The sequence below is a fragment of the Persicimonas caeni genome, assembly GCF_006517175.1.
Taxonomy (GTDB): domain Bacteria; phylum Myxococcota_A; class Bradymonadia; order Bradymonadales; family Bradymonadaceae; genus Persicimonas; species Persicimonas caeni.
Genome location: NZ_CP041186.1, coordinates 7,778,769 through 7,794,258 on the forward strand (window position 1 = coordinate 7,778,769; position 15,490 = coordinate 7,794,258).

The 15,490-nt window shown below is 65.9% G+C and carries 8 protein-coding genes and 1 tRNA gene; 5 read left to right on the top strand and 4 right to left on the bottom strand.

What is annotated here, in order from left to right; all coding sequences use genetic code 11:
• Window positions 1-160 precede the first annotated feature (160 nt).
• Both FIV42_RS28960 and FIV42_RS28965 read left to right on the top strand, forming a co-directional pair.
• Window positions 161-1,507 carry an acetyl-CoA carboxylase biotin carboxylase subunit gene (locus tag FIV42_RS28960; protein WP_141201075.1) on the top strand — a complete coding sequence of 449 codons (1,347 nt, stop codon included), beginning with the start codon at window positions 161-163 and terminating at the stop codon, window positions 1,505-1,507.
• A gap of 72 nt (window positions 1,508-1,579) precedes the next feature.
• The gene (locus FIV42_RS28965; protein ID WP_141201076.1) at window positions 1,580-1,801 is read left to right on the top strand and encodes a biotin/lipoyl-binding carrier protein; all 222 of its coding nucleotides are present in this window, start codon (window positions 1,580-1,582) and stop codon (window positions 1,799-1,801) included.
• Between the two features lie 77 nt (window positions 1,802-1,878).
• On the opposite strand, the gene FIV42_RS28970 is transcribed toward FIV42_RS28965, so the two are convergent.
• Entirely contained in the window at window positions 1,879-3,156 is a 1,278-nt protein-coding gene (locus FIV42_RS28970; protein WP_141201077.1) for a hypothetical protein, read from the bottom strand.
• 209 nt (window positions 3,157-3,365) lie between these two features.
• Window positions 3,366-3,440: transfer RNA gene (locus tag FIV42_RS28975), tRNA-Glu, on the bottom strand.
• Window positions 3,441-3,841: 401 nt separating this feature from the next.
• Between FIV42_RS28975 and FIV42_RS28980 the strand changes: the two genes are divergently transcribed.
• Entirely contained in the window at window positions 3,842-8,245 is a 4,404-nt protein-coding gene (locus FIV42_RS28980; RefSeq protein ID WP_141201078.1) for a dickkopf-related protein, read from the top strand.
• 151 nt (window positions 8,246-8,396) lie between these two features.
• Here FIV42_RS28980 and FIV42_RS28985 read toward each other — a convergent pair whose 3' ends face one another.
• Window positions 8,397-11,480, bottom strand: coding sequence for a putative metal-binding motif-containing protein (locus FIV42_RS28985; protein ID WP_141201079.1), 3,084 nt, complete (start codon window positions 11,478-11,480; stop codon window positions 8,397-8,399).
• 578 nt (window positions 11,481-12,058) lie between these two features.
• Here FIV42_RS28985 and FIV42_RS28990 point away from each other — a divergent pair.
• Together FIV42_RS28990 and FIV42_RS28995 are read left to right on the top strand one after the other, a co-directional pair.
• On the top strand, window positions 12,059-12,454 hold the full coding sequence (locus FIV42_RS28990; protein ID WP_141201080.1) for a hypothetical protein: 396 nt from the start codon (window positions 12,059-12,061) through the stop codon (window positions 12,452-12,454).
• Between the two features lie 540 nt (window positions 12,455-12,994).
• The gene (locus FIV42_RS28995) at window positions 12,995-13,753 is read left to right on the top strand and encodes a hypothetical protein (protein WP_141201081.1); all 759 of its coding nucleotides are present in this window, start codon (window positions 12,995-12,997) and stop codon (window positions 13,751-13,753) included.
• Between the two features lie 234 nt (window positions 13,754-13,987).
• Here the strand turns inward: FIV42_RS28995 and murD are convergent, their stop codons facing one another.
• On the bottom strand, window positions 13,988-15,385 hold the full coding sequence (gene murD, locus FIV42_RS29000; RefSeq protein ID WP_141201082.1) for a UDP-N-acetylmuramoyl-L-alanine--D-glutamate ligase: 1,398 nt from the start codon (window positions 15,383-15,385) through the stop codon (window positions 13,988-13,990).
• Window positions 15,386-15,490: the final 105 nt, after the last annotated feature.

Sequence of the window (15,490 nt, forward strand, 5' to 3'; positions counted from 1 at the left end):
ATGAAGCGGGTAGTCGTGCGCGTTCGACGAAACCGGTGCTGCTTTATTCAAAATTTGAAGTTTGCTATCCCGTCCCCAATTTGACGCTGCTCGCGTGCGTGTGCTAATTCACGCCTGTCTAACTTAGTGTTTACTAACCAAGGCCCTCGAGGACCGAACCATGTTCGATCGAATTCTTGTTGCCAACCGTGGAGAAATCGCCGCTCGGGTCATCCGGACCTGCAAGAAGATGGGGATCCACACGATCGCCGTCTATAGCGAAGCTGACGAGGGTGCCCCGCACACGCAGCTCGCCGATGAGGCGCATCTGATCGGCCCGGCGCACGTCGCCGAGAGCTACCTGAATATCCAGAAGATCATCGAGGTCGCCGAGGAGACCGGCGCCGACGCGATCCACCCGGGCTACGGATTGCTCAGCGAGAACGCCGAGTTCGTCGAAGAGGTCGAGAACGCCGACATCGTCTTCATCGGCCCGCGCTCGGAGGTCATGCAGCTGATGGGCGACAAGGTCGACGCCCGCGAGTTCGCCCAGGCTGCCAACGTGCCCGTCGTGCCCGGCTCGGACGGCCCGGTCGCCGGCGAAGACGAGGCGGTCGCGTTCGCCGAGGAGTTCGGCTACCCGGTGCTCGTCAAAGCGGCCGCCGGCGGCGGTGGCATCGGCATGAAGGTCGCCACCAACGAGAAGAAGCTCAGAAAGGCCGTCAAGGCGTGTCAGCGCCGCGGCAAGTCGGCCTTTGGCGACGACACCGTCTACATCGAGCGCTACATCGAGAACCCGCGCCACATCGAGGTGCAGGTCCTGGCCGACAACGACGGCAACTCGCTGCACTTCTTCGAGCGTGAGTGCAGCGTGCAGCGCCGCCACCAGAAGGTCATCGAGGAGGCGCCCTCCCCGTTCGTCGAGAAGCACGAGGGCGAAGGGCTGCGCCAGCGCATGACCACCGCCGCCCTAGCGCTGGTCGAGCGCGCCGACTACACCAACGCGGGCACCGTCGAGTTCATCGTCGACAAGGACGCCAACTTCTACTTCATCGAGATGAACACGCGCCTGCAGGTCGAGCACTGCGTCACCGAAGAGATCACCGGCGTCGACCTGGTCGAGCAGCAGATCCGCATCGCCTACGGCGAGTCGCTCGAAATCACCCAGGACGACCTGAGCATCGACGGACACGCCATCGAGTGCCGCATCTACGCCGAGAACCCCGACAAGCGCTTCATGCCCGCGCCCGGCAAGATTGGCGACTACTCCGAGCCCGCCGGCCAAGGCATCCGAGTCGACTCGGGCGTGACCGCCAATTTCGACGTCACCCCCTATTACGACCCGATGGTCGCCAAGGTCATCGCCCACGGCAAAGACCGCACCCAGGCGATCAAGCGCATGCGCGAGGCGCTCGAGAACTACGTCATCAAGGAGCTGACCACCAACATCGACATGCACCTCGACGTGCTGCGCGACGAGGACTTCTTGTCCGGTGGCGTGCACACAGGCTGGCTCGAGAGCCGCTAACGTGGTATCTAATTTCGTACCCAGTCATTAGAAAATTCAATTCGTACCACCCAAAAATCGCTGGAGAGCCCAATGGCCGAAGAAGTCAAAGCTCATATCACCGGTACTGTCTGGAAGATCGAAGTCGAAGTCGGCGACGAGGTCGAAGAAGACGATGAAGTCGTCATCCTCGAGTCGATGAAGATGGAGATGCCCGTCGAAGCGCCCTGCGACGGCGTCATCAAAGAGATCCACGTCGAAGAAGGCGACGCGGTCGACGAGGACGAAGTCCTGATGATTATCGAAGAGAGCTGAACCTCTTCGAGCCCCGGTCGATTCATTCGATCGAAAGAGCCCGCCTGGCTAACACCAGGCGGGCTTTTTTGATCGGATCAGTTGTCGGCGACCTCGACCGAGACGACCCCCAAGCACCCGCCTTCGGTCGCGCGGTACTCACACATCGCCCCTCGAAAGCTTCCCTCGGAGGTTCGCCCGAAGATGAGCAGGCGAGTCGCCCCAATCCTCACCGAGTCGCAGGGAACCGAGCGGCCCCCGATTTCGCAGCGCACAGGCTCGACCCTCGCGCTCGGCATGCGCTTCGCGGCGACTTTGGCGGTCTTCGCGGCCAGCTCAGACACGGCTTGTTGACCGCTCTTCTGGGTCGCTGTCGAGTAGAAAGAGAGTTTGACGCTTCCACACTTGACCGCCTTCTTCCCCAACCCAACGCATTTTTGGTCAGGCTCGACGGGTCGACCGTCGAAAAAGAGCTGGGGGTCTTTCGATTGCGCGCTGATGTCCTCGAGCAATCCCGAGAGCTTATCTCCGCATACTGCGTCGTCGACATCCGGGGCGACCCTGCAGGTGAAGGGACGCAAGCCGTTGGGGTCGGGTGCGCCTCCGGTGAGCACCCGGCGAGGCTCGCCGTCGATCTCGGCCGAAAACCGCTCGATCTCGACCTCCTGGCCGTCGACGCTCAGCTTGGCGGGAGCCATCGGCTCGAGCTCGATGCCACGTTCCTCGTAAGTGTATCGGCGACCGTCGTGGTAGTTCCGCAAGCCTTTGGCAGAATACGGTACGTCAGCGACAAGAAGCGTCATCTTCGGACACGTGAGCACGTGACCGGCGGTGAATTCGTAGGTGCAGCCGTCGGACTGGTCGACATCCGGCTCGTCTGCAGCCAGGCCCCAGCCCGATTCGGGCGATCGTTTGTCGGCAGAAGGCGCGTCGTCGCCTGCGGTTGGCTCGGCGGACTTCGACTCGAACGCCAGCGCGGCGACGATCTGCGTTTGTCCACCCGCCTCGGGGAATGACCAGCTGGTGAGTTCGCCGGCGAGGCACTGGAATGTGCGCGGCGAGAAACTGCCGGGGGACTGAGGCTGCCCATTCGCCGCCAGGACCTCTCCGTCGGGGCCGACGACCAGCGTGATGGCAAGTGTCCCCACCTGCGACCCATCTGGCGGCACGCAGCCGCGCAGCGCCTCTCGCCGCTCCTCGAATTTCCGGTCCCACGTCGCCTTGGAGAGCGCTCCCCGCACGTCGACCTCGTGCGGCTCGACGCTGACGACGCTGTTACTGTGGTCGTAGAGCGGCTCGGGGCGCGGCTGCTGGGTGCTGCAACCAAACAGGACGGGCACTAGAAGAAGCGACGACAAGAGCAGAAAACGACGCATTATCATCTCTCGCATCAGTAGATATGGCGCAGGCGCGGCCCAAGGAGACGGCGCACTGCAGGATTTGACCGTTCGGTTGGGAACCATATAGGCCGGCCGGCGAGGCTGTCCAGCGGGGCATCGGCCGTGAGCGAGACGTGAGCGAACGTGGCAGGAGGGATTTCGCAAGAAACGAAAAAGGCGGCTCGTGAGAGCCGCCTCTTCGTTAGCGTCCCGTACGGGATTCGAACCCGTGTCGCTGGCGTGAAAGGCCAGTGTCCTGGACCAGGCTAGACGAACGGGACACAGTGCCAGGAAGCACTTCCCGTGTGGCTGACTCGGCGAGTCATTTCGCCACCGGGAGACGCGATTATGAACATTTTTTCGGCCTTGTAAAGTACTTTTTTTACTTTTGCTGCAAGCCGGTTTCAGCAGACTCTCGGACCGGCTCGACTGCTCCCCCGTCTCCTCGGCGAACGGCTCGCGAAAAGTCACGCTCTGCAGTTGTGTGACTTATTGTCCACACCTATAATCCCGCGCACACGCCGCGTTCGCGCACCGAGATCTTGGGGCTTCAAGTTCTAATGGGCGCGATAGCGGTAATTGGAGCGCACACCTAACGTGAGTCGATAGTCGAATTATGGGAGTGACGCCGACGCTCACTCGGCGGACCACAAGTTCAATAAGAAGAATGGGGAGACCGGACATGCACCGTTGGACTGATTGGAGACAAAGACCACGCGCCGGGATGTGGATGGGGGTGATCGGACTGATCGCTCTCGTCGCCGCCGGGTGTGGTGGAGACGAAGACAAGAAGAGCTTACCCGTCGAGGTTCCCGGCGAGACGCAGCCGGCCGCCCCGGCTCCGTTGAGCGTCGCCTCGATGGGCGGGTGTGCCATCGACGCCGATTGCGCCGAGGGGCGCTTCTGCTTTCAAGGCACGTGCGCCTACGAGTGCACCGAAGATGCCGACTGCGGTGACGCCCAGAGCTGCTCGTCGCACGGTGAATGCCTCGACCAGACCGGCGAAGGGCTGATCACCCAGGCGCTCGAGGAAGACGCCTTCGCCGACATCCGCGCGATCAATGACCCCAACACGGTGCTGTACGTCAGCCCCGGCCAGTCCGAGGTCACGCTGCACCTGGAGTTCGACGCCGAGCTGCCCGACGAGGGACTGCCCTACCGCATCGAGCGTAGCGACGCCGCCGGCGAGCCCGCGCGGATCCAGCGCACCGAAGGCGGGGTCTCCCAGGTCGACATCGCCGTGCCCGTGGGCCAGGCGTCTCCCGAGCACGAAGAGGCCGGAGGCGTGCGCGTCGAGGTGGTCACCGCGCTGCGCAACTACGAGATGTACCTGCGCCCGGCCCCGCCCATCGGCGGCAAGTATTACGGCCAGGCCACCGCGGCCACGTTCGGCTCGAGCGGGCTCCCGTTGGAGTTCGACATCGTCACCAAGCCCGACGGGGCGACCCTCCAGGACGCCGAGACGGCCTGGCTGGTGCTCCCGGTCGCCAGCGAGCGACTCTTTAGCCCCATCGCCGAGACCGACGGCGCGCCCCCGTACATGACCGCCGAGCTCGTCTACGACGACTTCGTGCAGCGTTGGGTGGCGGTGTTCGAGAACGGATTCGATCTGACCACGAGCAGCGTCATTGCACTGCCCGACGCCGAGCAGGTGCGCCGCACCATCCGCGTTGAAATCGAGCCGTACGGCAAAGACCAGCTCATCGGCACCATCAAGGATATCTGGACCGGCCTGTACGAGGTGCGCTCGGAGGCCGGCGTGACCAAGCTCGAGGACGTGCTCTTCGAGGGCGACCTGACGATGAAGCGCGAGCGCGACTCGATGAGTCACGCCGACCTCATCCGCGCGCCCGGCGTCGCGGCGAGCCCCGACCTGCTGCCCGCCCCGCCCCTCGATCAGTGTGCGGACGCCGGCTTCTACGACGTCGAGCCGGTCATCGACGGCAACGCGACCTACGACTGCGAAGCGATCGCCTCGCAGGCCGACTTCGAGGCGGCCGCCCCCGCCGAGCAGGCGAGCTGCGCGATCGCCGTGGCCCACACCAGCTTGGCCGGCGACACCACCGCCAGCCAGATTCGCGCCTTTCTCGACGAGAACGTGCCCGACCCAGAAGGCATGAGCTTCAGTGAGTTCATCGACAAATGCGCCGACGGCACCGATGGGTACTGCGTACCCGCCGACGAAGTGCTGTGCAGCCGCCAGCTACTCGGCTTCGCCTACCGCAACCAGGGCGACGCCTCGACGATGATGAGCGAGCTGGTCGGCTCGTACCAAGAGGTCACCCGCGAAGCCTATCTGGGCCAGCAGTTGGGCGCCTTCGGGGCCGACGCCGACAAGCGCCTCGAGTGGCTCAAGACCACCGACTACCCGGCGGTCGTCACCTCGGCGGTCGAGAACCTCAACGAGCAGTTGCTCCAAGAGTGGGCCACCCAGGTGCTCGACGTGCACCTGCGGGTGCTCAACGGCCAGCTCGACCCCAGCGGCCTGGCCGTGCTCTCGCGCGAGGTCACCGGCGCCGACGCCCTCGACGCTCGCCAGCAACTGCTGACCGAGATGGCCCAGTCGTGGCGCGGCGCGATGGAGGCGTTGACCCTGGCTGCCTCGCGCTACCACAGCCTGTTCCAGGACGACGCGCGTCGCGAAGAAGCCACCGACTTCGTGACCACCCGCATGTTCGACCTGTATCTGGCCGCAGGCGTGCTGCGTAACCTGAACCTGAGCGCCGGCGTGGGCTACCTCTCGGCCGGCTTCGGCACTGGGTTTTCCGACCTGCTCGGCGAAGCCAGCCGCCTGGCGATGCCCTACGACAAGCTGGTGTACGCCCGCGATGCCGAGGTGGTCGTCAACACCTCGGTCGACCCGCAGTCGAATAACGACACCCTGCTGGCCGAGCGGCGTCGCGCCGCGCTCGACGAGATCATCGAAGCCCAGGACTCCGTGCAGTCGGTGCTCGCCCAGGCCCGCGCCGAGGCCCTCGACGAGGAGCAGCTGCGCAACCGCATGAACAACGAGATCAACGACTTGCGCGACGACCTCGTCGAGATGTGCGGCATGCCCGTGGGCTGCACCGCCCAGACCTTCCGCACCGACCCCAGCTGCCGGGTGCGCGTGGCCCCAGGAAAATGCGGCTACGCCATCGACAAGGAGACCGAGGAGATCACCGAGTTTACGCTGGGCAGCCAAAACGTCTCGGAGGCCGGCCGCAGCCTGCTCGACATGACCGAAGCCGCTCAGAACCTCAAGATCGCCGTCGAGGAGAAGAACGCCTTCAATCAACGCCTCGACCTCGCCTGGCAAGAGCTGACCGCCTTCGAGGCCGACATCAACGCCTGGAACGTCAAACGCCTCGAGAACCTGCAGGCGCTCGAGGACAACCTCGCCCAGCGCGAGCAGATCCGAAACGAGACGCTGCGCGCCATGGCCGACAACTTCGCCCAGCGCGCCGGCAACCGGCAGGCCAATATCGCCGACTCGATAGCGATGTTCGAAGAGTGGGACAAGATCCGCATGGACGGCGTCGAAGAGCAGATGGGACTGATCCAAAAGGAACTCTCCCAGCGCCACGCCGCGGCCTTCTTTCGCGAGGCGGCCAGCACCTCCGACAAGATCTTTGCCGCCATGATGGAGGGCATCCCCAAGGTGGCCGGCATGAGCAATGACGTCTCCTCGCCGGCTCGCGCGGCCGTCCTGATCACGGGCACGTTGATCTCGTCGACGCTCGATATCACCGCCGCCGGCCTAGAAATGGGCGCCGACGCGGCCGCCGCCGCCCGCGAGAAAAAGGCCCTTTTGCAGGAGGCCGAGATGGCCGCCCTGGAGGACGAGGCCGAGCTCGACGACCTCATCGGCGCCGACGAACTCGAGACCCTCAAAGAAGAGCTGCGCTCGACCCAGGCGCAAAACGACGCCGAGCTGGCCCTCCTCCGAGACCTCGCCCAACTCGCCCAGACCGAGGTGGAGACCGAGCTGGCCTACGAGCGCGACTTCGCCGAGTTCCGCCGACGCCGCACTGCCTTCTTGCAGATGATGACCGAGAGCGCCGGGCTCAACCTGCGCGTGGTTCAGGCCCAGATCGGCTTCGCCCAGGCGATGGCCGACTACTTGGGCATCGTCCAGCGCGCCCAGTTGGCCGACGCCAAGCTCGAGGAGTTGATGCGCCAGCGCGCCAACATCAACCGACTGGTGGGCTCGCCGGCGGTCATCTTCAGCCGCGCCAACCGGCTGCGCCAGGCCGAGCTGCGCCTGGAGCGCGCCAAGGAGAAGCTCATGGAGTGGCTGGTCGCCCTGGAGTACTACGCGGTGCGCCCGTTCATGGACCAGCGCCTGCAAATCCTGCTGGCCCGCAACCCCTACCAGCTCGAGGAGATCGCCGAGAAGCTCGACGCCCTGCAGCGTGACTGCGGCGGAGCGACCAACGAGCTGACCACCGTTTTGTCGGTGCGCGACGACCTGCTCGGCTTTACCCGCACCATCACCGACTCGGTCACCGGCGAGACGCTCTCGCCGGCCGATCGCCTGCGCCGGGTGCTCGAGGACGGCTACGTGCCCGTCGACAAGCGCGTGCGCTACTCGACCGACGAGTCCATCGGCGGCCTGCTCGGTCGCGGCGCCGACGTGCTCGCGGCCACCTTCTTCGTCGACCTGAGCGACTTCGCCAATCTGGGGCTGACCTGCAACGCCAAGGTCGCCTCGGTCGACTTGAAGCTCGTGGGCGACGGGCTGGGCGACGCGCGCCCCACCGTCAGCCTGTTGTACGACGGCACCAGCCAGCTTCGCTCCTGCCAGCCCGGCATCGACGACTACGTCGCCCAGTTCGGCGAGGAGACGACCAACTACGGGTCGGTCACCTACCTGCGCACCGCCGGGCGCAGCATCTCGCCGGTCGCCGGCATCAACGAATTCCCCGGCGCCGCCGGTCAGGCCAACCAATCGCTGGGCGGCCTGCCGCTGGCCTCGCAGTACACCCTGCTCATCGACAAGGCCGCCGGCGAGAACGCCGAGATCGACTGGAGCAAACTCGAGGACATCGAGGTCGAGCTGACCTACACCTACCAGGATGTCTTCCCCGCCGGGCAGTGTGAGTAACGCGGCTGCCCCGCGCACGAAAAAAGCCCCGCCGACGGTCGAGTCGGCGGGGCTTTTTGTGTCATCTGGAGGCAGCGCTTCCAGCGCTGGTTGCATGAGCATCTCGCAGTGCAACCAGGGGCAAGATGCCCCCGCTCCGATGTTCGGGTCCTCAGCGCGTCGTCAGGGCGATCTCCTTGCAGATCAGGCTCAACGCACTCGGCGCCACGCTCCACAGATGCGGGCCATTACCGAAGTTGACCCATATCTCGTTGAAGTACCCCTTGAAGCCGGCCACGACCTGACCGGTGGGGCAACGAAGCTCGCTCGGCGAGCTGCCGCCACTCGAGGTGCCGATGAGCCTGCCGGCGCTTGGCGTCGGGCTGATCGACAACGTGGAGTTTACTTCGGTGCCCGGGTTGGTCGAGATGGACGAGTCGGCGCACAGCGGCCCCACCTGAACGATGCGGTCGCCGTCGGTGTGCGGGACCACCTGGATCCCGGTGACGAATTGATCGCTGGTCGCCCCATTCTCACCCTTGTTGGGGCAACTCTCCGAATCCATCGGCCCGAGCGGGGTGGTCCCGAAGCTGTAATGCGCGCCCGCGCCGACGGTGGTCATGAGGCTGCCGGGAAATTGACCCACGTCGTATCCGTACGGGGTCGAGGACTGGTCGGTCTCCAAGCGCACGGGCACACAGCGCATGCCGATATAGCCGATTTCATCGCTCCAGTTGACCTCGATGGTATCGACGAAGGTGTCGTCGGGGCAGGTGACCGTCTGCAGGTCTCCCGAGGTCTGGCCGGCCCAACGAGTCGTGTGAGTCGCCGACGGATAGTCGAGCCCGCTGGGACATCCCTCGTCGACGTCGCCGTCGCAGTCGTTGTCCAGCCCGTCGCACTGCTCGAAGTTGCCCGAGAACATCTGGTCGTTGTTGTCGTTGCAATCGTCCGAGCTCTGCAGCCAACCCGAGGGCTGGTCGCCCGAGCAGTACCGGGTCCCGCCGTGGTTGGCGTCACCATGGGTGTCGCCGTCGTCGTCGGGATACCAGGTCAACCCGTCGCTGACCCCGGCTTCGTCGACCGTGCCGTCGCAGTTGTTGTCGACGTCGTCGCACACCTCGGTGGCGCCCGGATTGCGCGAGCTGTCGCTGTCGGCGCAGTCGCCGTCCTGGGTGGCCCAGCCCGAGAACGCGCTGCAGTATTGCTCGGTCTGGCTGCTCACCCCGTAGCCGTCGCCGTCGGCGTCGCGGTACAGTGTCGCGCCGCCAATAGCCCCGGCGTCGTTCGTGTTGCCGTTGCAGTTGTCGTCGTAGCCGGTGGCGCAGGTCTCCGTTTCGCCCGGGTTGACGTTGGAGTTCGAGTCGTTGCAGTCCGAGTTGTCGAGCACAAAGCCCGACGGCGCGCTGCACGCGCGGGTCGACGAGGCGCTGCTGTCACCGTAGCCGTCGCTGTCGCGGTCGGGATAGAAGAGCTGGGCGTCGGTCGCCGTCGCCTCGTCGGTGTCGCCGTCGCAGTCGTCGTCGAGCCCGTTGCACACCTCGAGCTGGCTGCCCGGTTGGATGCCTCCCTCGCAGGCGAAGCCGCCTGTGCCCTTGCACACCCAGAACCCGTCGGCGCACACGCCCAGGTTGCCGGTGCTCGAGCAGCTCGTGCCCTCCTGGGCGAGCGCGTCGTCGACGCTTCCGTTGCAGTCGTTGTCGACCCCGTCGCACACCTCCTCGGCGGCCGCGCCGCCCGGGCCCGCGCCATATGCACTCGCCTCGGCGTCGTTGCAGTCCGAGTCGTCTTGGACGTAGCCCGCGGGCAGGTCGCCCGGGGTGCACGCGAACGTGCTGTCGTTGGGGTCGCCACGCCCGTCGCCGTCGGCGTCGCGGTAGTACACGCGCGTCGGATCGTCCACGGGCACCTCGCAGCCGTTCGACGAGTCGCCGTCGCAGTCGGCCCAGCCCGCGTCACATTGCACTCCGCAGAAGGGCTGCAGGCTGCCGTCGCCGAGTGTCTCGGTCTTGCAGGAGAACGCGCCGTTGGTCAGCTGGCCGCTGCAGGTGTCGAAGCACGCCGTGCAGTGCTCGGCCGGGTATTGGTCGGCGCCGACCTGCTCGGCCGTGTCGCTCAGCCCGTTGCAGTTGTAGTCTTGCTCGCCGCAGGTCTGCGGGAACGGGTGATCGGGGATGTCGGGGTTGTAATAGGCCTCGGCGTTGCGGTCGTCGCAGTCGTAGCGGGTGACCGGGGTGGCCGAGGTGCCGCAGCGCCCGGTGCCCAGCCCGTCGCCGTCGCGGTCGCGGCACACCGTGCAGGTGTCGATGGTCGGCCGGCAGAAGGTGTTGCCGGCGGTGTCGCTCACGTCGCAGGCAAAGCCCATGGGGCAATCGGCGTCGCCCGCACAGGCCGACACGCAGACGCCCTCGCCGCCCGAGACGATCTCGCCACCCGAGACGCGGTCGTAGCACAGGGCGTCCTGGCCGCAGTCGGCCGTCGCCGAGCACGTCGAGCAGAAGCTCTGCGCGTGGGCCTCGTCGAGGCCGAACGGGGGCCGACAGATGGCGCCGAAGGGCTGGTTCGCCTCCATCTCGGCCGGGTCGAGCTGGTCGTCGAACGGAAACGCCGGGGCTTGCTCGGGGTACGGCGCCTCGCCGTCGAAGACGAGCTGGCAGGTATGCGGCTCGACGTCGGGCTCGTTGCCGTTCATCGACAACTCGTCGCAGCGCCCCGGGTTGTTGGTGCACACGTAGCTGCACACGCCCTCGCCGTCGGCGAGTTCTTCGAAGATTTCGGTCAGGGGGACTTCGTTGCGCCCGTCGCTGTCGGCGCGGTTCAGCGGCACACTCTTGACGCACACGCCCAGGCCCGTCGGGCAGTCGGCGTCGCGCGTGCAGGTGCGGTAGTCCGCCAGGCTTCGCGCCTGCGAGGCGCCCCCGTCGGCGTCCGTCGCGTCGCCCGAGTCGGTCGCATCGCCGACGTCGCCCGCGTCCTCCCCGTCGTCCACGTCGGCGTCCGTGCCGCCGCCATCGCCGGGATCGCCGACATCATTGCCGCCATCATCGCCGGCGTCGTCAGGTCGATCTGCATCGCCGTTGTCGGCGTCCAGACCGGCGTCGGCGATCGTGCAGGTGCCATCTTCACAGGTGCCGCTGTTGCAGTCCTCGTCCGAGGTGCATAGCGGGCCGTCGGATTGTCCCGGGTTTTCGGAGGTACAACTCGCGGTCACTCCCGCGACCAGAACCAACGCGGCCAGAATCACCGCAGAAGACACATTTCTAACTCGCAATAACATCATCTCTCCCCAATTTATCTGCGGGCCTTTTCAACGCAGCACTGTGGTGCTGTGGGTTGCTGTCTCGACGTTACTCTCAATACACAAACGCCTTCGGCGCGTCAAAGCTTGCGGGCCACATAGAGGGATGGCCCCAGGTTCGCTCAACGATTGAGCTGCGGTTCTTTTTCGCAGTTCGGCGAGGCAGCCGCCCCACCGGGCTTGTCCCGGTGAACGGAAAGCCTGAAAGCTAGATGCGCGCCCACCCACCTCCATGGCGCGCGCAGCGCGCCGAGTCGACGCCCGGCACCGGTCACGGCGTCCGGCTCACCATCCAACACAAATGGCGAAAGCGCACAACCTGCCCGGGGCGCGCGGCGTCCTCGCCCGCCCTGGGGCGTCACCGCCCCAGCTTGGGTGTCTTTTGCAAGGCACACGCCTTGCCCAAACACGTGCGGGGCCCAAGACGGACCCCGCGACGACGAGGTGCCAGACACTGTGTTGTGGTCGGCGAACCCGTCCATCGAGGCCCAAGAAGTGGGTTAACGGTGAGGTGTCAGGCACCGTGTTGTGCGGCCGTGATCGTCCTCGTGATCGTGATCGTGATCGGCCGTTTGTCTCGCCGCGAACAACAACCGCCGATCACGACGACGATCACGATCACAATCACGGAGCCGTCGACGCGATGTCAGGCGCCGTGTTGTGCGGCCGTGATCGTCGTCGTGATCGTGATCGTGATCGGCCGTTTGTCTCGCCGCGAACAACAACCGCCGATCACGACGACGATCACGATCACGATCACGGAGCCGTCGACGCGGAGCGGCTACTTGCTGCCCGCGGAGCCCTCGCCGGTGCAGCCCCAAGGCTCGCCTTGGGGTCGGGCCGGGGAAAGGGGGAGGTATGCCATTGCCGGGGCGTTGAGTCACCCCGGCGGTCTCGAACGGCCTCGTCACCCCTGGACGGGCGATCGCTGATCGAACCTGGGGGTGGCCCAAGGAGTGACCGACGCGCGTTTTACATTTGTAAAACCCGTATCGGAGCGGCCGACGGGCGTCTTGCGGAGTGCAAGATACGCGTCGGTCACTCCGATGGGCACGTCGCCCCATGTGCACGCGTGTCGGTCGCTCCCGGGCGAGTACACACCTGCGAAGTCGCCCGTCGGAGCGACCGACGCGGCCCTCCACATTCGTACAACGCCCGTCGGAGCGACCGAGGCGGCCCTCCACATTCGTACAACGGCCATCGGAACGACCGAGGCGCCTTTTGCGCCAGAAAAACGCCCGTCGGTCGCTCCGACGGGCGTTGGCCGCCTCCCGGCAATCTGGTAGGCTCGGGCTATTCCGCAATTTGTCGTGCAGGGCGTCTCTAGTCGCGTGTGGAGCCGGGGCTGCGAATTCGGCCGGAGTGAGCCAGCCCCCGAGCTTCCGTGGTGTGAACGCACCCCGCCCCCTCTCGTGCGGAGTGGTACTTGCTGATTCTGACCAGACAATGACTACGATTAGGAGGGACACCCCATGAGTAACGGAAATCAAATCACCCAGACTGTGCGCAACATGGTCGGCTGGGGCCGAACTGTGATCGCGTCGGTCGACGCCCACCACGAGCCCGTCTCGACGGCGCTCGACGGACAGTCCAACCTGTCCGCCGCCGAGTGGGACAAGTGGCTGCGCGGGCTGCGCAATGCCCTGGCCCACGCAACCGACGATCTGCTCACGAAGGCCGGCGTGCTGGCGCGTGAGCGCGGCGACGACATCGCCTTGCGCGAGGCGCGCGACCAGGCCCAGGGCAAGGCGTTCGGCGAGGTCGTTCGCACCCGCGGCCTGCTCGACGCCATCGACTCCAGCCAGAGCCGTCGCTACGGCCTGGAAGGCTCCACTCCGGAGACCGCCGACGACCTGGTGATCTTTGGAAACAACGCCATTGCAGGATTGCGCGGTGCCGACGAGACGCTCGAAGGGATGGGCGTGTCGGTGCAAACCGGCGTGTTGGCCGACGAGCTCGAGCCGGCGATCGCCGAGCTCGCCTCGCGCATCGAGGATCTTCGTCGCGAGGAGAAGGAAGCCGACGCCGCCTTGGTCGCCCGCGACCGGGCGATCGCGCACTGGCGCAAGACCTACCGGTCGGTGGCCAATATGCTCGTCGGCGCCTTCGAGATGGCCGGCGAGAACGAGCTCGCCGAGCGCGTGCGCCCGACTGTGCGGCGCACGGCCGGAGTCGAGAACCCGCCCGCGGCCGACGAACCGGTCGACAACCCCGAGCCGGTCGAAGCCTGACCGGCCTCGCCTCCCTGGCCCAATCTCATTGGCCTAATCATTGGGCCAAACAAGCGTCGAGCCTCTCCGGCCGGCTCGACGCCGCTTAAGAATTCAGTGCGGGGGCATCTCAAGAATTCGGTGCGAGGGCATCTTGCCCTCGTATACGAGAGCAGGGATGGACTCGCTCCAAAAAACATCGGTGCGGGGGCATCTTGCCCTCGTGTGCGAGAGCAGGAATGCACTCGCTCCGAATTAGGACAATCCCCGTACAATCTGTTGGAACACGTCCCCGCGGTGGGCGTAACTGTCGAACATGTCGAAGCTCGAGCACGCCGGGCTCAGACTGACGGTGCCGTCGGGTTTGGCGAGCTTGTAGGCCTTTTCGACCGCCTCCTGCATCGAGTCGGCGGTGTAGATGTCGCGCTCGGGGTAGCCGGCGGCGAGCAGCTCGCTGCCGAGGCGCTCGCGGATCTCGCCGATGATGACGACCGGGGCCTCGCGTTCGCGCAGGAAGTCGATGAGCTCGATAAGCTGGAGGCCTTTGTCGACCCCGCCGACGATGGCGACCAGGTCGCCCTCGAGGCTGCGCAGCCCGGCGAGCGCGGCGTGGACGTTGGTGGCCTTCGAGTCGTCGTAGAACTGTACGCCGTCGACCGCGCCGACGTACTCCATGCGGTGCGGCAGGGCTTTGAAGCTCGTGGCCGCGTCGGCGACTTCGTCGAGCGACACGCCCACCGACAGGGCCAGCCCCGCGGCGCACATCAGGTTGAGCATATTGTGGGCGCCCGCGATGGGGAGCCCGGCGACGCTCGGCAGCCACTGGGTGGCCTCGCCGCCGTCGAGGCGCGCCCACAGGCTGCCGTCGGCGAGCCAGAGGGTGTCGTCGGCCTCTTCGTCCGAGTTCTCGTCGGCCGCCTCGACGACCTCCTCGGAGAGCCCGTAGACGACCGCCCTCCCCTCGTAGCCGTGCTGCCAGCTTCGGATATGCTCGTCCTCGGCGTTGAACACGCCCCAACTCGCCGCGCCCGCGTTCTGCATGACCTGGCGTTTGGCGCCGACGTACTCGTCGTAGTTGTCGAAGTAGTCGAGGTGGTCGAAGGCGATATTGGTCAGGCCGAAGGCGTGGGGGGCGAATTGGTGGGTCGTCCACAGTTGGAACGCGCTGACCTCGGCGACGATGACCCCGTCGCTCGACACCTCGTCGACGAGCGCGCACAGCGGCGTGCCCAGGTTGCCGCCGACAACACACTCGACGCCGGCGTGCTCGAGAATATGGCCCACGAGCACGGTGGTGGTGCTCTTTCCGTCGGTGCCCGTGATGGCCAGGATGCGCGCGTCGGTGGCCGCGTAGGCCAGCTCGATCTCGGAGATAGCGGGCACGTCGCGCCCGCGAAGCTCCTCGAAGACCGCCAGGTTCGGCTTGAGCCCCGGCGAGACGACCACGACCTCGGCGTCGCCCACGATATTGCCGCCGCCGACGAGCTCGACGCCGTCGTCGAGCTGCCCGGCCACGTCGCCCATTTCGTCGAGCGTGCGCGTATCGCTGGCAATGACCTTCTTGCCCCTTTTGGCGAGCAGGTTCGCCGCCGCGACCCCACTTCGGCCCATGCCGAAGACGGCGAAGTTGTCGTAGTCGAGCCAATTTTTCATCAATCACTCCCAAACAGCCAAAGCAGGCTGTCGCAAAAACCCTTGGAGGCAGGGCATCTTGCCCTGCTACCAGCGCTGGAAGCGCTGCCTCCAAAGGCCGCCGGC